This is a genomic window from Aeromonas sp. Marseille-Q5825 (genome assembly GCF_946892685.1).
Lineage (GTDB): Bacteria > Pseudomonadota > Gammaproteobacteria > Enterobacterales > Aeromonadaceae > Aeromonas > Aeromonas rivipollensis.
In genome coordinates this window covers 289673-311450 of record NZ_CAMPOU010000006.1, presented here as the reverse complement: position 1 = coordinate 311450, position 21778 = coordinate 289673, and the positions used below count along the sequence as shown (strand labels likewise).

The following is a 21778-nucleotide window of genomic DNA, read 5'->3' as shown; positions in this document are numbered from 1 at the left end:
TTGTGGCACGGCGTCGATTGCTATAGAGATGTAAGCGTGTGGGGTTTCATATGTAAAAAACCAATGGCAGGGACAGGCTTATGGACAGGTTAGGGAAACATCTTGGATGGGGGCTGCTGGCACTGCTGGGCGCCAGCTCCCTCGGTTACATCGCCCTCAACAGGGGCGAGCAGATCAACGCGCTCTGGATAGTGGTCGCGGCTGTGTGCGTTTACCTTATCGCCTACCGCTACTACGGGCTCTTCATCGCCAAGCGAGTGCTGGCGGTCGACAGCAGCCGCATGACGCCGGCGGTGCGTCACAACGACGGTCTGGACTATGTGCCGACCGACAAGAAGGTGCTGTTTGGCCACCACTTCGCCGCCATCGCCGGCGCCGGTCCCCTGGTCGGCCCCGTGCTGGCGGCCCAGATGGGCTATCTGCCCGGCATGCTCTGGCTGCTGGCCGGTGTGGTGCTGGCGGGGGCTGTGCAGGACTTCATGGTGTTGTTCGTTTCCACCCGTCGCGATGGTCGCTCCCTCGGCGAGCTGATCAAGTCGGAGATGGGTCCGGTCGCCGGGGTCATCGCCCTGGTCGCCACCTTCATGATCATGGTGATCATACTGGCGGTGCTGGCGATGATAGTGGTCAAGGCGCTTACCCACAGCCCCTGGGGCACCTACACAGTGGCCTTCACCATACCGCTCGCCATCTTCATGGGGATCTACACCCGCTACCTGAGGCCGGGCCGCATCGGTGAGGTCTCCATCATAGGTCTGGTGTGCCTCATCTTCGCCATCGTCTCCGGTGGCTGGGTGGCCGAGAGCCAGACCTGGGCTCCCTACTTCGACTTCGACGGGGTGCAGCTGACCTGGATGCTGGTGGGCTACGGCTTCGTTGCCTCCGTGCTGCCGGTCTGGCTGCTGCTGGCGCCGCGGGACTATCTCTCCACCTTCCTCAAGATAGGCACCATCATAGGCCTGGCCATCGGCATACTGGTGACCCAGCCGACCCTGCAGATGCCGGCGCTGACCCAGTTCGTGGACGGCACAGGCCCGGTCTGGGCCGGGGATCTCTTCCCCTTCCTGTTCATCACCATCGCCTGCGGCGCCGTCTCCGGCTTCCATGCGCTCATCTCTTCCGGCACCACCCCCAAGATGCTGGCCAACGAGAACCAGGCCTGCTTCATCGGTTATGGCGGCATGTTGATGGAGTCCTTCGTCGCCATCATGGCGCTGGTCTCCGCCTGCGTCATCGATCCGGGCGTCTACTTCGCCATGAACAGCCCCCTGGCGGTGCTGGCACCGGCGGGCACCGCCGACGTGGTGGTCTCCGCCGCCGCCGTGGTGAGCAGCTGGGGCTTCCAGATCACCCCGGAGACCCTGACCCGCATCGCCAGCGAGGTGGGTGAGCAGAGCATCATCTCCCGTGCCGGCGGTGCCCCGACCCTGGCGGTCGGCATGGCCTACATACTGCACGGCGCCCTCGGCGGCCTGATGAACGTCGCCTTCTGGTACCACTTCGCCATCCTGTTCGAGGCGCTCTTCATCCTCACCGCCGTGGATGCCGGCACCCGGGCGGCGCGCTTCATGCTGCAGGATCTGATGGGAGTTATCTCCCCCTCCCTGAAACGCACCGACTCCCTGCCGGCCAACCTGCTGGCCACCGCCCTTTGCGTGCTGGCCTGGGGTTACTTCCTCCATCAGGGGGTGGTGGACCCGCTCGGCGGCATCAACACCCTGTGGCCGCTGTTCGGCATCGCCAACCAGATGCTGGCGGGCATGGCGCTGATGCTGTGCGCCGTGGTGCTGTTCAAGATGAAGCGTCAGGCCTATGCCTGGGTGGCCTTGCTGCCCACCAGCTGGCTGCTCATCTGCACCCTGTCGGCGGGTTGGGAGAAGACCTTCAGCGACAATCCCAAGCTCGGCTTCCTGGCCATCGCCAACAAGTTCCAGGGGATGATCGACAGCGGCACCATTCCGGCCCAGTACACCGAGTTCCAGCTGGCTCAGCTGGTGTTCAACAACCGCCTCGATGCGGGGCTGACCATCTTCTTCATGGGGGTGGTGGTGGTGCTCGCCGGCTTCTCCCTGAAGACGGCCCTCAAGGCGCTGCAGAACCCGCAGCCGACCGCCAACGAGACCCCCTATCAGCCGATGCCGGCGCAACAGGGTGCCACCCGGCCCCAGTCTGATGACGACGGCGATCTGGCTCCCAGCCTCAAGTAAGTCAGCAGGCCGGCACCCCAGGGTGCCGGCTCCTCACTGACGACGAACAAGGAGCAAGCATGTTTGATACCCTGGCCAAGGCGGGCAAGTATCTGGGGCAGACCGCCAGGCTGATGGTGGGCGTGCCCGACTACGACAACTATGTGCAGCACATGCGGCTGACCCACCCGGAGCAGACCCCCATGAGCCACGACGAGTTCTTTCGCGAACGCCAGGATGCCCGCTACGGCGGCAAGAATGGCGGGCGCTGCTGTTAATAGACCCATCACAGGACTCCCATAATGACGAATGCTGTAGCGGTCACTCTGCTGACCGGTTTTCTCGGCGCCGGCAAGACCACCTTGCTCAACCACTTCCTGCGCCACCATGGCGATGCCTCCGTGGCCATTCTCGAGAACGAGTTCGGCGCCGCCAATATCGACGGTGCCCTGCTGGAGGGAGGCTCGGGGGTCAGCGTGGTGGAGCTCAGCAACGGCTGCGTCTGCTGCAGCGTGCGGGGTGAATTTCGGGCCGCCCTGAGCGATCTGCTGGCCCGGCGGACGGCGGGGGAGTTGCAGTTCGAGCGGCTGATCGTCGAGACCACGGGGCTCGCCGATCCCGCCCCCATCATCCAGACCTTCTTCGTTGAAGAAACGCTGCGGGATGCCCTGCGCCTGGATGCCGTCATCACCCTGGCCGACTGTGAACACATAGGTCGTCAGCTGGATGAGCATCCGGTGGCGGCATCCCAGCTCGGCTTTGCCGACCGCATCCTGCTCACCAAGACGGATAGGGTGGACGGAGCTACCCGGGAGGCGGCCATAGCGCGAGTCCAGGGTATCAACCCCAAGGCGCAGATCATCGACATAGTGCGGGGGGAGTGTCCGGCCGGGCTCTGGCTCGATCTGGATGCCTTCACCCTGAGCGACGAGCTGAGCCTAAGCCAAGGCATCAAGATAGTGCGTGGGGGCGGTCAGGGCGTCGAGGCGTTTGCGCCCCTCTCGGCCCGGCCCCGCTCCTGGCAGGATGTCATCTCGGCCCACCTGTTCGAGGGGGGCGAGCTGGACTTGAAGAAGATAGGGGCCTTCATGGAGCAGTGCATAGAGCAGCATGGCAACGACATGTTGCGCTACAAGGGGGTGCTGGCCATCGCCGGGGAGCCGCGCCGGCTGATAGTGCAGGGGGTGCACAGGGTGGCGGGGTTCGATTACGGCTCTCCCTGGGGTGACGAGGTGCCCTGCTCGCGGCTGGTGGTGATCGGTCGCTACCTGCCTCTGGAGGCGCTGCGGGAGGGCTTTGCCCGGACGCAGGCCGGAGGAAAAACGACAGATGCGTGAATCACTGAAACAGAAAATCATCCAGGTCTGCCACCAGAAGATCGGCCAGAAGGGGGAGGGGGTCGGTGTCTCCTTCTATGCCTTTTTCGCCAACAGGAATGACGACCCCGAGCTGCTGATGGAGGCGGCGACCTGGTGGATCCAGACCCAGAAACTCGACCACTTCGAGAAGGCGCGCAAGATCATCGCGCTGGTCGAGGCCATGAAATAGGGCGGGATGAAACAAGAAGGGCTCCTGATGAGGAGCCCTTCTTGTTTATGGTTTGCAGCTATCGACGCCGAATGGCCTTAGCTGGCTGGCGCCACTGCGGTCCGGCGGGAGAAGAAGAGACAGTCCAGCAGCCAGATGACCAGCATGGAGGCGCCCACCAGGGGGAAGCAGATCCCGAGCAGCACCAGCACTGCGATGGCGCCGCCCATGGGGGGCAACTTGGCGGGCAGGGGCGGGGCGGCGAGCCGGCCCTTGGGGCGGCGGCTCCACCAGATCCAGAGCCCGCTCACCGAGCTTGCCAGCACCATCAGGCAGATGATCAGCATGACCAGCTGGTGGGGCCAGCCGTAGATCTTGCCCATGTGCAGCATGACGCCGGTTTCCACCGTCTTGGCGACCGGACCATAATCCTGCCAGCGCACGTCGGCCAGCACCTTGCCGCTGTATTGATCTATGTGCAGGGTGGCGTCGTTGCGCGGATCATCGGCGAACAGGGCTATGGTATAGACGCCTGTGTCACCGACCGGCGGCGTGATGCTGTAACCCGGGTGAACCCCGCGCTCGGTGGCGATCTCCACTACCCGTTGCAGGGGGATGCGGTGGCTGGCCATGACCATGCCGTCGTGTTCTCCGCCATGGTTCATGGCGCTGTGATCATGGCTTTCCGGCGCCGGCTGCGAGCTCGGCATGGGCGTGTTCTCGACGGCCCAGGGCACAGTCTGTTCATGGGCATGGTTGAGGGTGCGGGCGAGAGGGGCGGATTTGGGCACCTCGTTCCACATGGCGGCCGGGAAACGGTTCCAGACGTTGGCGAACTGATCGCCCCAGAAGCCGGTCCAGGTCATGCCGCTCAAGAGCAGCAGCAGCAGGAAACCCGCCCCCCAGAAGCCGACCACGGCGTGCAGATCGCGCCACCAGAGGCGTCCGCGCTGGTTCATTCTGGGCCAGAGGATGCCCCCCACGCCGGGTCCCTTGCGCGGCCACCACAGGTAGAGCCCGCTGACGAGCAGCACTATGCCCCAGCCGGCGGCCAGTTCGATCAGCCGATCCCCTGTGGTACCGAGCAGCAGCTCCGCATGCAGGGCACGGGCCACCGCCTGCAGGTTCCACTTGTTGTCCATGGTGCCGAGCAGGGCGCCGCTGGCGGGATCCATGAAGAGGGTCAGCTCGCGCTCGCCTTGATTTACGATGAGCTGGGCGCTCGCGTCACTGGCCACGGGGGGCAGATATTTGCGCAGGCTGGCATCTGGCATGGCGATCTTCGCCTTGGCCAGCAGTTGATCGGCGCTCAAGGCCTGGGTGGCGGGGGCCACCTTCATCAGCTCGGGGTAGAGCAGGTTGTCGAGCTGGGGCTTGTACAGGTACAGGATGCCGGTGAGGGAGAGCAGGATCAGAAAGGGGGCGACGAAGAGACCGGCATAGAAATGCCAGCGCCAGATCCTTTGGTAATAACTCGCGTCTTGATTCTTCATCTTTGATCCTTGCGCCCAGGCTAAAGGTTTCAGTTGGTGGAATGTTTGGTTGGCGCGGATGATAGCAGCAACGTTTTATTAACTGCAACAGAACATGCTGGCTCCGCCTTCACTGCGCTGCGCACAGAAACTGTGCCATTTAGCGTCGATGTCTGTCGGTGATGGCCTGGGTTCCATGGACTTTTTGCATATAAATCCTTACCTTGTTGCAACATCAGGCGGCGTCGGCGCGGCGAAAAATTCAGGGGAGGAGGGGGACGTGCACTTGCAACCACACGGCCATTTCGAGATGCAGCGACAGGGGCAGGTGCTGATTTGCCGCCCGAGCGGCCCCTTCAATCTGGCGGGCGCCATGGCCTATGAGGCTGCCTTCAGCCAGCAGATCGCAGGATTGCGCGATGCACCCTGGGGTATTGTCGAGGTGGCGACCGAGTTCGAGGCCGCCGGTCCCGAGGTGCTGGTGCGCTTTCGTCGGCAGTTTGGCTGGTGCGCCGCCAATGGCTGCGCCTTTCTCGCGGTCGTGGTGGTGGGCGGGTTCAAACGCTATCTGGCGGATCAGGTCTTCAGCGAGTTGCCGTTCAATACGGTGCGCTACTTCGAGCAGGAGGCGGCGGCCATCCGCTGGTTGGGGGAGCAGCTCGGCGGCGACGTCACACCGGTGAGCTGACCCGGCAGCCCGGGGCTGTCTTGTCTGCCCGTCTCATTCCAGCTTGATAAACCATTTATCCCGCTCGTCGACGCAGTCGGGCTCACCCATCTCGAACTCGCGACAGATCAGCGGCCGCACCTCATAGAAGTTGCACATCGCTGATAGGGCAGCCCAGCGCGGCTTGCTACCCCTTGGTCAACTCAGCTTGATAAACCATTTATCCCGCTCGTCGACGCAGTCGGGCTCGCCCATCTCGAATTCGCGACAGATGAGGGGGCGCACCTCATAGATGCGGCACATCATGGTGTTGCGGTCCAGGGCCGCACACCAGCCATCTTCCAGCCGGCGCATCACGGGGATTTCCCCTTCCCTGTCGAGCACATAGCGATCCGGCACGCCGGTATCGGTAAAGAGCATCACTTCGAGGCGGCAGCAGCAGGCTTCGCAGTTCTGGCAGCTCACGTCGGTTTGGATTGCTTGGGTCATGGTGCCTGTCTTGCCGCATGGCGGCATCGAAATATATGAAACAGGCGCCTGTCAGGCGCCTGTGGTCTGGCTAAGGGCTTGTGAAGAACCTTAGCCCAGTTTGCGGGCGCGGTAGGTGCGCCCCTTGATCTTGCCTTCCTGCAGCCGCTTGAGGGCGGCGCTCGCCACCTGACGCTTGACCGCCACGTAGGAGTACTGCTCGGAGATCTGGATCTTGCCCACATCGGCGCCAGCAATGCCGCCTTCGCCGGTCAGGGCGCCCAGGATGTCACCGGCCCGCACCTTGGTCTTGCGGCCCGCATCTATGGAGAGGGTTACCATCTGCGGGGCTATCGGCTTGATGTCGCGGCCTATGGTGTCGAGATCCCCCAGCGGCATCGGCGCCTGCTGGTACTCCTCGATCAGGTTGACGCGCTGGGCTTCGTTCGGCTGATAGAGGCTCAGGGCCAGGCCCTGCTGGCCGGCACGACCGGTACGACCGATGCGGTGCACGTGCACTTCAGGGTCATAGGTCAGCTCGTAGTTGATGACGGCGCCCAGCTCCTTGATGTCGAGGCCCCGGGCCGCTACGTCGGTCGCGACCAGTATGGTGGCGCTGCCGTTGGCAAAGCGGACCAGCACCTGATCCCGCTCCCGCTGTTCCAGATCGCCGTTCAGCGCCAGGGCCGAGAAGCCCTTGGCGGCCAGGTGATCGGCCACGTCGTTGCAGGCGCGCTTGGTGTTGCAGAACACCACGCAGGAGCTGGGTTGATAGTGGCTGAGCAGCCAGGTGAGGGCGTCGAGGCGCTGACCGGCCGGCACTTCATACAGCTTCTGTTCGATGGCACTGCCCTCGTGCAGGGACTCCACGCTCACCTCGACCGGGTTGCGCTGCACACCGCGGCTCATCTGGGCTATCCCCTCCGGATAAGTGGCGGAGAACAGCAGGGTCTGACGGCGCTCGGGGGCATAGCTGATGACGCGGTTGATGTCTTCGCCAAAGCCCATGTCCAGCATGCGATCTGCCTCGTCCAGCACCAGAGTCTCCAGGCTGGAGAGCTCCAGGGTACCCTGCTCCAGGTGCTTGAGAATACGACCCGGGGTGCCGACGGCGATGTGGGCGCCGAAGCTCAGGGTGGCGGACTGAGGTGCGGTCGGGGTGCCGCCACACAGGGTCACCAGCTTGACGTTCGGCAGGGCGCGGGCCAGGCGACGGATCTCCTGAGCCACCTGATCCGCCAGCTCGCGGGTCGGACAGAGCACCAGGGCCTGTACGTCGACACGGTTGACGTTGAGGCGGGAGAGCAGGCCCAAGGCGAAGGCGGCTGTCTTGCCGCTGCCGGTTTTTGCCTTGGCAATCAGGTCTTTGCCTTCGAGTACCAGGGGCAGGCTCTGGGCCTGGATCGGGGTCATCTGCAGGTAACCCAGGCTGGTGAGGTTCTCTTGCAGGGCGGGGGAGAGATTGAGGCTGCTAAATTCGCTGTTGTTCACAAAAGGACTCTATTTCGGAGAAAACGGGGATGCGCGAGCGCTAAGGCCGCGCATCATACCAGAATGTGGCACCGGATGTGGCGGATTTTTGAACGCTTAAGCCCGTACAACCTCAGGGCGGGTTCATCTGTCCCCATGGCGACAGAGAGGTGCAACCGGGGTGGCACCTGGTGAATGTTTGCAGTGATTCGCTAATTATTTATCAGGGGTAAACGTTTTCTATTCTGGTTGATTAAATTTCCTGGATGAAATAGGTGCCGTGCATGAGAAGGAGTGTTGCGAAAATGATACTGGAATATCAATTGGCGCTGTCAGCGCAATCAGAATATTCCTATCGACATGTTCTATAAGGCATTTTTAACTTGATGTTGCACGATTAATATACTGTTAATGGTTAATTAATTTAAAAACGTTTGTATTATCTCGCATACATATTATTGAGCCAGATTGTGATGGCTATCTGATTTTTAAATATGCAAATCTCTATGATGGCGCCGGTCAAAAATTACAATTCACTCAGGTGCTACTGGTATGGAATACGTTCACTTTGTGCTCGGACTGGTGATGGTCCTCGTGCTCGCGTTGCTGGCTAACCGCCACAACTGGAAACAGATCAAGCTGCGCTATATCGGCCAGCTGTTGGTGGTGGAACTGGCGCTGGCCTGGTTCATGCTGAACTCCGAGGTGGGCCTGGCCGTGGTGGGTGGCTTCGCCGCCGGCTTCACCAAGCTGATGGAGTTTGCCAAGCAGGGTACCGACTTCGTGTTCGGTGGTCTGGTCAACGAGGGAGCCTTCTCCTTCTTCCTGATGGTGTTGATGCCCATCGTCTTCATCTCGGTGCTGATCGGTATCTTGCAGTACATCCGTCTGCTGCCCATCATCATCCGTGGCATCGGTACCGTGCTGGCCAAGATCAACGGCATGGGCAAGCTGGAATCCTTCAACGCCATCAGCTCCATGATCGTCGGCCAGTCCGAGAACTTCATCGCGCTCAAGAACACCCTGCCGCACCTGAACGAGAAGCAGATGTACACCCTGGCGGCGACGGCCATGTCCACCGTCTCCATGTCCATCGTCGGTGCCTACATGCAGCTGATCGAGCCGCGTTACGTGGTGGCCGCGCTGGTGCTCAACATGTTCAGCACCTTCATCGTGTTGTCGCTGATCAACCCGTACGAGCCGGACAACTCGGTCACCGATCTGAAGGCCATCGCCGAGGGTGACGAGCACCATACCCCGAAGAAAGAGAACTTCTTCGAGATGCTGGGCGAGTACATCATGGCCGGTTTCTCCGTGGCCGTGATCGTGGCCGCCATGCTGGTCGGTTTCATCGCCCTGATCGCCCTGGTCAACTACCTGTTCGAGATGGCGTTTGGTGTCAACTTCCAGTACGTCATGGGTTACATTTTCTATCCGATCGCCTGGATCCTGGGTATCCCCAGTGGTGAGGCGCTGCAAGCCGGCTCCATCATGGCGACCAAGCTGGTGACCAACGAATTCGTGGCCATGATGGATCTGGGCAAGATTGCCGCCGATCTCTCCCCGCGCACCATCGGCATCCTCTCCATCTTCATGGTGTCGTTCGCCAACTTCAGCTCCATCGGCATCATCGCCGGTGCGGTGAAGGCGCTGAACGAAGAGAAGGGCAACATGGTCTCCCGCTTCGGCCTGAAGCTGGTCTACGGCTCCACCCTGGTGAGCCTGCTCTCCGCCGTGATAGCCGGTGTGATGATCTAATCGCCCCTCGCCATCACAATGACAAACCCCTGCTTCGGCAGGGGTTTGTTTTTTTGGGGCCGGTAACCACAGCAGCCAGCAGGGGGGTGAATACAAACGCCAGTCCCGATGGCAGGGCATGGTGCCTATCGGGTGGAGTTAGCCGGCTGTGATTTAAAAAAATCAGTATGTTGCGGCGATAAAATGCCGACAATGGTCCCGTTAGCGTCGGCTTACAACTTGCCTTTGAGCAGCCATTTGTCGAGGGCATTGGCGAAGCGCTGCTTGTCGGCGGCGTTGAAGGGGGCCGGGCCGCCGGTCTGTACCCCGGCCGAGCGCAGCTCCTCCATGAAGTTGCGCATGCCGAGCCGGGCCTGGATGGTCTCGCGGGTGTAGATCTCACCACGGGGATTGAGCGCCTCGCCGCCAGCATCGATCACCCAGGAGGCGAGGGGGATGTCGCCGGTGATCACCAGATCGCCGGGCTGAACCTGCTGGGCAATGACATGATCCGCCACATCGAATCCCTTCTCCACCTGTTGGGTCTTGATGAAGGGGGAGGGGGGGACCCGCAGCCCCTGATTGGCCACCAGCGTGGTGACGACCTGGGCGCGGTGGGCGGCGCGGTAGAGGATCTCCTTGACCGGAATGGGGCAGGCATCGGCATCGACCCAGATGGGCATGGCATGGTTTCCTGTAGTTGAAACGGGCATAAAACGAGAGCGGGCATGGTAGCACAGACGCCCCCTTCCCGGTGTGGGGCTGAGTCGGCCCCCGCTTTCGTGTAAGCTGGGGCCTGAGCATGAATGAGAAGGAGACGAGATGGATCGGGTGCCCAGTGACGTAATTTATGGTCTGACTCTGGATGGCAAGGGGGGCATGACCCCGCTTGCCACAGGCAGCGAGATCCCGGCAGCCCAGCCCAGCTGGGTGCATCTGGATTACGGCAATCCGGAGGCGGCCCGCTGGCTGTTGCAGACCCCCTTGCTCAATGATGCCGCGCGCGAATCCCTGCTCGGCCAGAGCAACAGGCCCAAGCTGGTGCGGATGGGGGAGACTGTGCTGCTGATCCTGCGTGGCATCAATCACAACAAGGATCACAGGCCCGAGGAGATGGTGGCGCTGCGCATCTACATCACCCCGGATTTCATCCTCAGCAGTCGCCGTCGCTCCCTGCTGTCGGAAAAAGATGTCTTCCAGCAGTTGGCGCTGGGGGGCGGCGCCATCTCTACCGCCGACTGGCTGGTGGAGATCTGCGATGCCCTGACCGACAGGGCGGGGGAGTTTGTCGAGGAGCTGCACGATCAGATCCTGGAGCTGGAAGAGATAGTGCTGATGCGTGAACTGCCCGCCAACGGCAGACTGGCGCGGATCCGCAAGCAGCTCATCATGATCCGCCGTTACCTCTCTCCCCAGCGGGATCTGGTGGCGCGCCTCGCTAACGAGAAGCTCACCTGGCTGGATGAGGATGACAGGCGGCGCCTGCTCGACATCGCCGATCGACTGCGCCGCTGGCTGGACGATCTGGACGCCGGGGTGGCTCGCTCTGCCGTGCTGGCGGACGAGATCAACAACCTGACGGCGGAGGCCACCAACCGCCGTGCCTACCAGATGTCGGTGATGGCACTGATGTTCCTGCCCGCCAGCTTCCTGACCGGCCTGTTTGGCATCAACCTGGGCGGCATACCCGGGGCCGAGAGCCCGACCGCCTTCTGGATCTTCTGCGGATCTCTGGTGGGGCTGGCGACCGGGCTGGCGGTCTGGCTCAAATATCGACGCTGGTGGTAAGGAGCGCGCATGACGACATGGGAATCCTTTGGTGTGACCCTGCTGCTGTTGCTGGGACACACCCTGATCCGCGGCCTCATTCACAAGAGCCTGATGGCGCTAGGACAGAGCCGACAGGTGAGCGAAAACCGGGTGCTCTATGTGGAGCATGTGTTCCACTTCCTGCTCGGCTGCGCCACCCTGCTGATCCTGGCGGGGGTGTGGGGGCTCGACTTCTCCCGGCTGGTGGTGCTCGCCTCCTCCTTCTTTGCCGTGCTCGGCGTCGCCATGGTGGCGCAATGGTCGATCCTCTCCAACATCACCGCCAGCATCACCATCTTCTTCGCCTTCCCCTACAAGATCGGCGACCGGATCCGCATCCTCGACAAGGATGACTCAGTCACCGGCGTCATCACCGAGATAGGCCTGTTCTACCTGCGGGTACGGGATGACAACGGCGATCTGGTGACCTACCCGGCCAACCTGATCCTGCAAAAGCCGGTCAGGCGGCTGGAGGGCAAGGAAGCCGAGCCACTGCAGCCGGAATGAGAAAAGGCTCCCTTGGGAGCCTTTTTGCTGGCATCGGTCTCAACGCTCGAAGAAGCGATAGAGGTGCTCGACCTGGATGGGGCAATCGGCTACCAGGTGGATATGGTCGCGAGCCTCTTCGGTCGAGGAGAAACTCATCGGGCAACCCAGGGTGTCCGTCATCATGTAGAGATGGCCGTCCTGACCCCGAAACTCCACTACCCAGCCGGGGGAGATGATGTCATGCATGATCTCCGCCTCCCTGAATCTGTGCTGCTGGTGAAGCGCACGCAATTCGCTGACTGTCATGACATCCTCCTGTGACTCATGGCGCCACCCTCAAGTCTAGTCGCCCGCGGCGGTCGCAGGCCCGGGTCGCCGGAGATGGCGGCGCATCAGGCCGCCTGGGGCTCCCGTGGTGGCTGCAGGGCGATAAGCAGCTCCCCGGCCAGCGGCGCCACCGGGCCTGTGACGACCCGGGGTTTTCCCCTGGCATCGACGATGAACAGGGGAATGGCGCCGGGATTGGCGTCCTGATACTGGGTCCAGTCGAAGGCCTCGCTCAGGCGGGTCGCCTTGATCTGGCCGCCCCGGCTCAGCAGGCCGCTCAGGCGGGCGAAATTCATCTCGGTCCCGAACAGATCCTGGCGTGCACGGAAGGTGGCGCTCTCCCGGTTCGCCTTGCCGTGCTGCTCGCTGGAGCGCAGGGAGTGGACCTTTTCTTCCCCGTACAGGTGGGCAAAGTGCAGCACCCCCAGGGCGTTGTTGTGACGGTTGGGGGAAAGCGCCAGCACCGTATGTATGCTGGTGAGGGGCAGGTGCAGCTCTGCATGTTCCGATTGTGGATTGCCGAAGTAGCAGGGCAGGCCGCTCATGCGGGCCAGCTTGCAATGTTCCCAGGCCGGATCGGAGAGATGGACGGGTATGCCCTGATCCGCCAGCGCCCGGCCTATGGCGCGGGCCACCGAGTTGGCGCCGATCAGCAGCCAGGTATCGGGAGCGGGCTGGCGCATGCCGAGCAGCCTGGCCAATGGGGTCGCCGTCAGGCTCTGCAACACCACTGTGAAGATGATGACCGCAAACACCAGGGGCACCAGCTTGTCGGCATCTTCAATGCCGGCCTCGTGCATGCTGATGGCGAAGGAGGCGCTGACCGCCGCCGCCACTATGCCGCGGGGGGCTATCCAGGCGAGCAGTGCCCGGGCGCGCCAGGGGAGATCCGATCCCAGGGTCGAGACCAGGATGCAGAGCGGACGGGCCACGAACTGCACCACGCACAGCAGCACCAGCACCATGGGACCGAGTTGCCAGAGCTGCGCCAGATCGAGTCGGGCCGCCAGCAGTATGAAGAGGGAAGAGATGAGGATGACCGCCAGATCCTCCTTGAATGCCAGCACCTCCTCCAGATCCAGTCCCTCCTGGTTGGCGAGCCAGATGCCGAACACCGTCACCGCCAGCAGCCCGGACTCGTGGCTGAGCCAGTCCGACAGGGTGAAGGTGACCAGCACCAGGGCCAGCACCCCGAACTTGTGCAGGCTGACCGGCAACCAGTCCTTGCGCATGATCAGTGTGGTGATCCAGCCGGCCGCCACCCCGATCAGCGAACCCACCCCCACCGTCTTGGCCAGGGCCAGCAGGGTGTGATCGATGAGATCCCCCTGGCTGCCGAGGCGCACCGCCTCGAACACCAATACCGCAAACAGGGCGCCGATGGGATCGATGACTATCCCCTCCCAGCGCAGGATCTTGTCCACCTCCCGCACCGGCCGAATGACGCTGAGCATGGGAGCGACCACGGTCGGCCCTGTCACCACCAGCACGGCGCCGAGCACCATGGCAACCCGCCAGTCCAGCCCCAGCAACCAGTAGCTGGCGGCGCCTATGATGGCGAAGCTGACCAGCATGCCGGTGGAGCAGAGGTTGCGCACCACCTTGCCTATCCCCTTGAGCTCGGTCAGGTGCAGGGTCAGCGCCCCTTCAAACAAGATGATGGCGACCGAGAGCGACACCAGCGGAAACAGCAGCTCCCCCAGCAGTTGATCCGGGTCCAGTACCCCTGTCACCGGGCCGAGCAAGAGGCCGCTCAGCAGCAGGAACAGGATGGCGGGGACCCGCAGTGACCAGGCGAGCCACTGGGCGAGCAGGGAGATCAGGGCGATCCCGGCGAGAGAGAGTGCAATCATGCCAACCTCGGGTGGGTAATGGGGTTGGGAGTAGTGTAGCGGGGAAGGAGGGCAAATTGACACCCGGTAGAGGCGGCCTCGGGGAGGCCGGTATCCCGGGAGTAACCTCAGCGGGCTGGCCTGATCAGATGGGGCTCTCTTTGTGGAGTTCGGTGACGCAGTCGGTCACCGCCAGCACCAGTGCGGAGCGCACCATCTGATCGAGCCGGTTGAGCTGCATTTGATAGAGGGGCCAGTCCTCCTCGTTGGCCGGGGGATCCTGCGGCATCATGCTGGTCTGATGGATGGCATGCAGGCGGCTTAGCAGGTCGCGGATCGGCTTGTCGCTGAAGCGATAATCCTTGGGGTCGCGCACCAGAAAATCGCGGATCTTCAGGTAGGCCTCGAGATCCTGGTAGTGCTCGAGGGAGATGAGGCCGAGGGCGAAGATGAGCTTGAGGCGCACCTCCAGCTGGCCGAGGGGGCCGCTCTGGTTGAGCAGGGGTTCGATGGCGTATTTGACGGCATACTCCTCCTGGCGGAACGCGCGCCGCATCAGGGAGTCGACCGCCTCTTCCAGGATGGTCACGACCTCGAGAAAGAAGCCGCGAGGGCCATCCTGCTCGTTGAGTCGCTCCAGTACATCATCTTCCTGGTGTGTGGTCATAGGTGCTTAAGGTCCGGCTGACTGGGAGAGAGAGTGCCTCTCTCCCGGTTTTTATCATATGGGGCGGCGTCACTCGCCATGCGCTCGGGCTGCCGGCGAGTGCGCCCCATGGGGTCACTTCAAGGTGCCATAACGGGAGACGATGGCGCGCACTATGTCGCTGCCTTCATCCAGCCCGGTCACCCGGGCCAGGGTCCTGGCCGGGCCCAGCTCCGCCAGCAGGGCCTGCAGCTCCACCGCCTGGGGATCGTCAGCATTGTTGTAGTGCAGCGCCGCCGCTATGCCCTCCTGCAGGTGGTCGCTCGGCAGGCCGTACTCCAGGGTACCGAGCAGCGGCTTCACCAGCCTGTCCCCCGCCGCCAGCTTGCGCAGCGGCTGACGGCCGACCCGGTCGATTTCATCCACCAGATAGGGGTTGGCGAAGCGGGACAGGATCTTCTCTATGTAGGCGGCATGCAGGCGCGGATCGAAGCCGTAGCGTTTCACCAGCACGGCCCCGCTCTCTTCCATGGCGCGGCGCACCTTGCTGCGGATCAGCGGATCCTCGATCGCCTCCCGCACCGTGCGATAGCCCCGCAGCTTGCCGAGGTAGGCGGTGACTATGTGCCCTGTGTTGAGGGTGAACAGCTTGCGCTCGACGAAGGCCATCAGGTTGTCGGTGGGCTCCATGCCCGCCACCTGGGGCAACGCCCCCTTGAACTGGGTCTGGTCGACTATCCACTCGCTGAAACTCTCCACCGTCACTTCCAGCGGATCATCGTTGGCCGCGGCGGGGGGGACTATGCGATCCACCGCCGAGTCGACGAAGCCGACGCAGTTGTCGAGGGTGGCATGATACGCGACCGGCAGGTACTTGAGTACCTCCTGCTTGAGGTGGCTGGTGCCGCGCACCATGTTCTCGCAGGCGATGACGTTCAGCGGGGTCAGGTTGCCGGCATCGAAGCGGGCCTGCAGCCCCTTGGCCAGGGTGCTGGCTATCTTGTCCAGTATGTTGGGGCCCACCGCAGTGGTCACCAGATCGGCGGTGATGATGCGGGCGATCACCTCGTGTCCGGCGGAGCTGACGGCGGCCACGTTGCGCACCACGTCCAGCTTCTGATCCGTGCCCACCACGTGGACCTTGTACTCCTGGCGGTGATTGAGCTGATCGATCAGGGTCTCGTTGACGTCGGCGAAGGTGACCTGATGGCTGGCGTCCGCCAGCAGTTTTCCGATGAAGCCACGGCCTATGTTGCCGGCACCAAAATGCAATGTTTTCATGATATTAACCTCTACAACCAAAGACGATGAAGGACGATTAGGCAGCCTGTTCGGCCCCCAGCAGATCCAGGAACTCCTGGGGATCCTGGGTGCTGGCCAGCCGGTCGATGAGACCGGGTTCATCCAGTGCATTGGTCAGGCGGGTTATGACCTGAATGTGTTCGTCATTGCGGGCGGCGATGCCGATCACCAGGCGCGCCACCTCGTCGGCGGCTTCGCCAAAGGCGACCCCGGCCGGGTACTGGCAGATGACGATGCCGGTACGCTTCACGTGCTCCTTGGCGGCTATGGTGCCGTGGGGGACGGCGATGGACTCGCCGAGGTAGGTGGAGACCAGCTGCTCACGCTCCAGCATGGCGTTGACGTAGTCGGGCGCCACATAGCCCCGCTCCGCCAGCAGCTTGCCGGCAGCCCGGATGGCGGCCTCCTTGTTGTCAGCCTTGAGGCCCAGGTGCACGTCCTGGAGGCTCAGGGTGAAGACCTCGGCGGCCTGCGGCTCGTAGCTGTCGTCGTTGGCCGCCACCAGCAGTTGCGGGTTGGCCACGTCGTCGTTGGCGGCCCTGGCCAGGCTGAGGTTCTGCACCAGCTCCTGATAGAGGGCGTTGTCGAGGAAGTTGGAGAGGGAGATATGGTGAGCGTGAGGCGCATGGCGACGGGCCCGCTCGGTCAGATCCTTGTGGGTGATGACCCAGTCCACCTGATCATCGAGCTGATCGATAGCGCGGTTGGTCACGCTGATGTTGAGCCCGGCGGCCTGCACCCGCTTGCGCAGCAGGCCGGCGCCCATGGCGCTGGAGCCCATGCCAGCATCGCAGGCGACCACTATATTGCGCACCGCAGTCAGCTCGGCACCCGGCTTCTTGGCCGCAGTGGTCTCGGGTTTGGCACTCTTCATGCTCTTCATCTTGCGGGTGGCTTCACCCAGGGCATCGGCCTCGTCGGCTTCCGGCTGCTGGGCACGGACGAACACGGCGGCGACCAGGAAGGAGACGGTGGCGGAGGCGATGATGGAGAGCAGCACCCCGATGAGGGAGGCTTTCGGCGTCATCAAGAGCACGGCGAAGATGGAGCCCGGGGAGGCCGGGGAGACCAGACCTGCATTGAACAGGGTCAGGGTGAAGACCCCTGTCATGCCACCGGCGATCACCGCCAGGATGAGGCGCGGGTTCATCAGCACGTAGGGGAAGTAGATCTCGTGGATGCCACCGAAGAAGTGAATGATGGAGGCACCGGCGGCGGACTGCTTGGCAGCGCCACGGCCGAACACCATGTAGGCCAGCAGCACCCCCAGACCCGGACCCGGGTTCGCTTCGATCAGGAAGAAGATGGAGCGACCCTGCTCGGTGGCCTGTTGGATCCCCAGCGGCGAGAAGATGCCGTGGTTGATGGCGTTGTTGAGGAAGAGGATCTTGGCCGGTTCGACGAAGATGGAAGTCAGCGGCAGCAGACCGTGGGCGACCAGGAAGTCGACGCCACCGGCCAGGGCGCCGGAGAGCACCTTGACGAAGGGACCTATGACGAAGAAGGCGAGGATGGCGCACAACATGCCGATGATGCCGGCGGAGAAGTTGTTGACCAGCATCTCGAAGCCGCTCTTGACCCGACCTTCCATCGCCTTGTCGAAGCGCTTGATGGCCCAGCCACCCAGGGGGCCGACCATCATGGCGCCCATGAACATGGGGATGTCGGTCCCCACTATGACGCCCATGGTGGTGATGGCACCGACCACTGCACCCCGCTCACCCCCGATCAGCTTGCCGCCGGTATAGCCAATCAGCAGGGGCAGCAGGTAGGTGATCATGGGGCCGACCAGCTTGGCCAAGGTTTCGTTTGGCAGCCAGCCGGTGGGGATGAAGAGGGCGGTAATGAAGCCCCAGGCGATGAAGGCGCCTATGTTGGGCATGACCATATTGGACAGGAAGCGTCCAAAATTCTGTATCTTGACTTTGGTATCCGGTGATAACATGTCGGGACCCCGTTTTAAGCCTGTGTGATTGAAAGTGGTAGTCGGGATGACGGGTTTTGCCGAACCCCCATCCCTGTCGTCTAAGCAACTTCAATCTACCAGCTTGTGATCAAATTAGGCTGAAAACGGGGTGTCTTGTGACCCAGCTCTCAAATACCCCGACCTCCCCCCTCCCTTCATGGTGATGCCGATCACATTCAGGCGCTGTAGTTTGGCTACATTTCGATCTTTCCCGTCGTGAACGGCTTTTTAATGTGATTCGGATCACGCTTTGTTGTTTGCGCAAACCTTGTGTCAATGTGATTGCCATCACAAATCTCTTATTTGTAGCCAATTGGAGCATGCCTGGTGACGGCAATTCAGAGGGTGGTGGCGATGGATTTCGCATCATCATCGACTACTAATCAATGAATCAGTGGTTTTGTAACCCACTTTCAGTTTTGCTCCCCGCGCTTTCGGCCACTTGGGTGCTGTCCCGCCTCCTTTGGCAGGCCCTGATTGGTCTCCCTGGCGACGCCTGCCAATACCCGCTGCGAAAAATGGGAGTGTCGGCACAGCCACAAGCACAGGCCGACCCAGCCCATCCACACCCCCTGAGGCTGCTGCCCAGGTTGCCGTGCCCATAAAAAAAGCCCGCAATATTGCGGGCTCTTGGCGTGCAGGGGAGCGGGGCTTATTCCGCCTTGGGGGCCGCGTCGGCCGCAGCCTCGCTGCTCTCGCTTGCTGTGCTCTCGGCTGCCGGTGCTTCCGGTGCCGGACCCGGCACCAGGGCCACCGCCGGTTTGGCGATGAGGGAGCGGGTCTCTTCCACCGCCTCGCTCAGCTTCACCTCGATGATCTGGCCAAGCTCATAGACCACTTCTGTCTTGTCCAGGTAGACGCGACCGTTGTCCCAATTGCACTCCAGCCTGTCCTTGTTGTCCAGGATGTGGCGGGCGGGCATGAAGACCACGGCGCCGTTCTCCTGCAGACGCAGCTTGAGGCCGGCCCGCATCACATCGATGATCTCGGCGTTGAACACCTGATCGGTACCGGCGGCGGCCTGGAGGTAACGGACATAGAGCCAGTCGCCGATGTCGCGCTCCACCCTGCGGTGCAGGCGGCGGCACTCGGTCAGGTGCTCGGTGAGCTCCTGGCTCGGGCGCTCACCCGGGGTCTTGCCGGCGATGACGGCCTTGAGCAGACGATGGTTGACCATATCGCCGTACTTGCGGATCGGGGAAGTCCAGGTGGCGTAAGCATCCAGCCCCAGGCCGTAGTGGGCACCCGGCTCGGCGGACATCAGGGCATAGCTCTGGAAGCGGCGGATCTTGCCGTCCAGCCAGCGGGTGTCCAGGCTGTCGATCCAGCGGCGCAGGGCGCAGAAGCCGGTCAGGCTGGCGATCTCTTCCTTCTCGAACGGGGCCTCGGCACTTTTCAGCAGGTCGATGGCGCCGTCGAGGGACTCTTCATCGAACCCTGTGTGGACGTTGAAGATGCCGTAGCCGACGCTCTTGCCCAGCACGCGACCGGCGCAGATGTTGGCGGCTATCATCGACTCTTCGATCATCCGGTTGGCGATGCGGCGCGGCTCCACATGGATTGCCAGCACGGCGCCGTTCTCACCCAGCTCGAAGTCGTAGTCTGGACGGTCCGGGAACACCAGGGCGTGCTCGGTGCGCCACTTGATACGCGCCTCCGTCATGGCCTTCATCAGCGGCAGCTGGGCCAGGACGCCGGCGTCTATGTCCAGCGCCTTGCCGTGCTCGGCCCAGTCGGAGACCTCGTCATAGTTCAGACGAGCGTGGGAGACGATGCGGGCGGCGAAGAATTCGGTCTCTTCCAGCAGCAGGCCATCCTCGGCGATCAGCAGACGTGCGCACAGGGTGTTGCGCTCCTCGCCCTCCTTCAGGGAGCAGAGCTCGTCGGAGAGGGTGCGCGGTATCATGGGCACATTGCGGCCCGGCATGTAGACGGTGAAGGCGCGCTTGGCGGCTTCCTGGTCCAGCTCGCTGCCTTCGGCCACGTAGGCGGTCGGATCGGCGATGGCGACCAGCAGCTCCCAGCCGTTGTCCAGTTTGCGGATGGAGAGGGCGTCATCCATGTCCTTGGTCTTGGCGCCATCTATGGTGAAGAAGGGCACCTGGGTCAGATCGCGACGGGGCAGCTCTTCCTCTTCGATGACGTTCCACTCGGGCAGGTCCGCCGGTTCGATCTGGGCCAGGTTGTGGCGCGCCAGCACTACCCACCAGGGCACGTTGTGATCGTCCTTGTCGGCGATGAGCTGGGTTATCTCGGCGGAGAAGTTGCCATCCACCAGGGCGTGACGCTTGAGGGTCGCCACCACCCAGTCCCCTTCCTTGAAGGACTTCTCGTCCAGACCCTTCTTGGCGCGGGCCTTGATGGCGTCCTTGATGAGGGGGTGATCAGGCACCACGTTGAGGCGGTCGCGGAACATCTTGACGCGGCCGACGAAGCGGACCACGGCCTGCTCCAGCAGGGCATCCGGCTCGGCCACTTCCTTCTCTTTTTCGGTACGGATCAGGGCGCTCACCCGGTCACCGTGCATCACCTTCTTCATGTAGGGAGGCGGCACGAAATAGCTGGTCTTCTCATCGACCTCCAGGAAGCCGAAGCCCCGATCGGAGGCGCGAATCACACCCTCTTTCTTGGGGATGTTTTCGCGGATTTGTTGCTTGAGCTGGGCCAGCAGCGGATTGTCTTGGAACATAAGTGAGGAACCTGAAGTGGAAAACCTGGGTGGAGACCTGATGAAGGATCGCCCAGCACTATACGTTTTTACCCCTCCAAAGCCAAGGTGAATGGCCCGCTCAGCGGGGTTGCAGTGCCCGGCGACCCTGCTCGATCAGGCGCAATGAGATCTGCTTGTGCAGCCCCCGCTCCAGCACCCAGCGGTGCCAGTAGAGGCGCTCGACCAGGTGGAGATCCGGGCTGAGATCGAGCAGCAGCCCCTGTGCGAGCTGCTGGCGGATCTGCAACTCGGGGATGAGACAGCAGGCCAGCCCCTGCTCGGCCATGGCGACGAAGGCCTCCGACGAGCGCACCGTGTGGCAGGGGTAACCGCCGGGGGCCAGGGCGAAGTGGCGGGCCATGAAGCTGACGTGCATGTCGTCGCGCTGATCGAAGGCGACCGCCGGTGCCTTGGCCAGCGCCGCCGGGGTGAGCCCGTGGGGGAAGTGGCGGGCGACGAAGGCGGGGCTGGCGGTCAGCAGATAGCGCATCTCGCCGAGCTCGTCGACGCAGCAACCGGCCAGGGCCTGCGGCTGCAGGCTGACGGCGCCGAACGCCTGGCCCTCGCGCACCTTGTCGAGGGTGCGGCTCTCGTCATCCACCAGCAGGTTCAGCTCTATGGGGTGCTGTTCCAGCAGGGGCGCCAGGGCGGGCAGAAACCAGGTGGCCAGGCTGTCGGCGTTGACGGCTATGCTGACCCGGATCGGCGCCTGGGGCTCGCTGGGGGAAAGTTCGCCCGCCAGCTCCAGTTCCAGCTGGCGTACCTGACGGTAGTGGGCCAGCAGCTTCTGCCCGAGGGCCGTGGCCTGCAGGGGCTGGCTGCGGATGATCAGCGGCTCGGCAAACTGCTGCTCCAACTGCTTGATGCGCTGGGAGATGGCGGACTGGGTGATGTGCAGACGCTGGGCGGCGCGCTCGAAGTTCTGCTCCTGCATCACGGCATCCAGTGCCAGCAGCAGCTTGTAGTCCAGCGTCTTCATCAGCATTCCTTATCAGAGAAGGGGATTGAGCAAGGATGCTACTGGAGCGGGGGCGGGAGAACAACCTGGCCCGGCGGCGGGCACTGCGTGGGGGCATCCCGAGCTGTCACTGTGAGATGTGACAGTAGAGATAAGATGAGATTCATAAGATACTCATTCAGTCCGTTTTTGCATGGGGTGGAAACGGGCCA

The 21778-nt window shown here is 62.7% G+C and carries 19 protein-coding genes and 1 pseudogene; 8 read left to right on the top strand and 12 right to left on the bottom strand.

Going from position 1 to position 21778, the window contains the following annotated elements; translation table 11 throughout:
• Positions 1-80 precede the first annotated feature (80 nt).
• Genes cstA through OC537_RS16350 form a run of 4 tightly spaced genes read left to right on the top strand, consistent with a single transcriptional unit; the run spans position 81 to position 3734 of the window.
• A complete protein-coding gene (cstA, locus tag OC537_RS16365; protein ID WP_262112831.1) occupies positions 81-2207 on the top strand; it encodes a pyruvate/proton symporter CstA in 2127 nt (708 codons plus the stop codon).
• Between the two features lie 59 nt (positions 2208-2266).
• Entirely contained in the window at positions 2267-2464 is a 198-nt protein-coding gene (locus OC537_RS16360; protein WP_025325546.1) for a YbdD/YjiX family protein, read from the top strand.
• Positions 2465-2488: 24 nt separating this feature from the next.
• A complete protein-coding gene (locus OC537_RS16355; protein ID WP_262112827.1) occupies positions 2489-3523 on the top strand; it encodes a CobW family GTP-binding protein in 1035 nt (344 codons plus the stop codon).
• Positions 3516-3734 carry a DUF6500 family protein gene (locus OC537_RS16350; RefSeq protein ID WP_171275341.1) on the top strand — a complete coding sequence of 73 codons (219 nt, stop codon included), beginning with the start codon at positions 3516-3518 and terminating at the stop codon, positions 3732-3734. The genes OC537_RS16355 and OC537_RS16350 overlap by 8 nt, the downstream gene beginning before the upstream one ends.
• Before the next feature lie 77 nt (positions 3735-3811).
• Here OC537_RS16350 and OC537_RS16345 read toward each other — a convergent pair whose 3' ends face one another.
• Positions 3812-5206, bottom strand: coding sequence for a PepSY-associated TM helix domain-containing protein (locus OC537_RS16345; protein ID WP_234677406.1), 1395 nt, complete (start codon positions 5204-5206; stop codon positions 3812-3814).
• A gap of 259 nt (positions 5207-5465) precedes the next feature.
• Between OC537_RS16345 and OC537_RS16340 the strand changes: the two genes are divergently transcribed.
• Entirely contained in the window at positions 5466-5873 is a 408-nt protein-coding gene (locus OC537_RS16340) for a hypothetical protein (protein WP_262112826.1), read from the top strand.
• Positions 5874-5906: 33 nt separating this feature from the next.
• Here the strand turns inward: OC537_RS16340 and OC537_RS20630 are convergent.
• The 3 genes and pseudogenes from OC537_RS20630 to dbpA all read right to left on the bottom strand — a co-directional run.
• Positions 5907-5999, bottom strand: a pseudogene (locus OC537_RS20630) (YkgJ family cysteine cluster protein); the annotation flags it as partial.
• A gap of 51 nt (positions 6000-6050) precedes the next feature.
• A complete protein-coding gene (locus OC537_RS16335) occupies positions 6051-6341 on the bottom strand; it encodes a YkgJ family cysteine cluster protein (RefSeq protein WP_139744102.1) in 291 nt (96 codons plus the stop codon).
• Between the two features lie 90 nt (positions 6342-6431).
• Positions 6432-7811 carry an ATP-dependent RNA helicase DbpA gene (gene dbpA, locus OC537_RS16330; RefSeq protein ID WP_106885104.1) on the bottom strand — a complete coding sequence of 460 codons (1380 nt, stop codon included), beginning with the start codon at positions 7809-7811 and terminating at the stop codon, positions 6432-6434.
• A 531-nt stretch (positions 7812-8342) separates the two neighbouring features.
• On the opposite strand from dbpA, the gene OC537_RS16325 reads away from it, so the two are divergent.
• Positions 8343-9548: a NupC/NupG family nucleoside CNT transporter gene (locus tag OC537_RS16325; RefSeq protein ID WP_042651983.1), complete on the top strand. Its 1206-nt coding sequence runs from the start codon at positions 8343-8345 to the stop codon at positions 9546-9548.
• Between the two features lie 212 nt (positions 9549-9760).
• On the opposite strand, the gene OC537_RS16320 is transcribed toward OC537_RS16325, so the two are convergent.
• The gene (locus tag OC537_RS16320) at positions 9761-10210 is read right to left on the bottom strand and encodes a YaiI/YqxD family protein (RefSeq protein WP_106885102.1); all 450 of its coding nucleotides are present in this window, start codon (positions 10208-10210) and stop codon (positions 9761-9763) included.
• A gap of 139 nt (positions 10211-10349) precedes the next feature.
• Here OC537_RS16320 and zntB point away from each other — a divergent pair, with 139 nt between their 5' ends.
• Complete coding sequence (zntB, locus tag OC537_RS16315; RefSeq protein ID WP_106885101.1) at positions 10350-11315, top strand: zinc transporter ZntB; 966 nt, start codon at positions 10350-10352, stop codon at positions 11313-11315.
• 9 nt (positions 11316-11324) lie between these two features.
• A complete protein-coding gene (locus OC537_RS16310) occupies positions 11325-11843 on the top strand; it encodes a mechanosensitive ion channel domain-containing protein (RefSeq protein WP_139744098.1) in 519 nt (172 codons plus the stop codon).
• 39 nt (positions 11844-11882) lie between these two features.
• On the opposite strand, the gene OC537_RS16305 is transcribed toward OC537_RS16310, so the two are convergent.
• The 7 genes from OC537_RS16305 to OC537_RS16275 form a co-directional block, all read right to left on the bottom strand.
• Positions 11883-12131, bottom strand: a complete 249-nt coding sequence (locus tag OC537_RS16305; RefSeq protein ID WP_025325558.1) for a hypothetical protein — start codon at positions 12129-12131, stop codon at positions 11883-11885.
• An 86-nt stretch (positions 12132-12217) separates the two neighbouring features.
• On the bottom strand, positions 12218-14005 hold the full coding sequence (locus OC537_RS16300; protein WP_262112818.1) for a cation:proton antiporter: 1788 nt from the start codon (positions 14003-14005) through the stop codon (positions 12218-12220).
• Positions 14006-14129: 124 nt separating this feature from the next.
• Positions 14130-14651, bottom strand: coding sequence for an MltR family transcriptional regulator (locus OC537_RS16295; RefSeq protein WP_025325560.1), 522 nt, complete (start codon positions 14649-14651; stop codon positions 14130-14132).
• A 114-nt stretch (positions 14652-14765) separates the two neighbouring features.
• On the bottom strand, positions 14766-15911 hold the full coding sequence (locus OC537_RS16290; RefSeq protein WP_262112815.1) for a mannitol-1-phosphate 5-dehydrogenase: 1146 nt from the start codon (positions 15909-15911) through the stop codon (positions 14766-14768).
• A gap of 37 nt (positions 15912-15948) precedes the next feature.
• On the bottom strand, positions 15949-17877 hold the full coding sequence (locus OC537_RS16285) for a PTS mannitol transporter subunit IICBA (RefSeq protein ID WP_262112813.1): 1929 nt from the start codon (positions 17875-17877) through the stop codon (positions 15949-15951).
• 673 nt (positions 17878-18550) lie between these two features.
• Positions 18551-20587 carry an exoribonuclease II gene (locus OC537_RS16280; RefSeq protein WP_262112811.1) on the bottom strand — a complete coding sequence of 679 codons (2037 nt, stop codon included), beginning with the start codon at positions 20585-20587 and terminating at the stop codon, positions 18551-18553.
• 100 nt (positions 20588-20687) lie between these two features.
• Positions 20688-21587: a LysR family transcriptional regulator ArgP gene (locus tag OC537_RS16275; RefSeq protein WP_111913447.1), complete on the bottom strand. Its 900-nt coding sequence runs from the start codon at positions 21585-21587 to the stop codon at positions 20688-20690.
• Between the last annotated feature and the right edge of the window lie 191 nt (positions 21588-21778).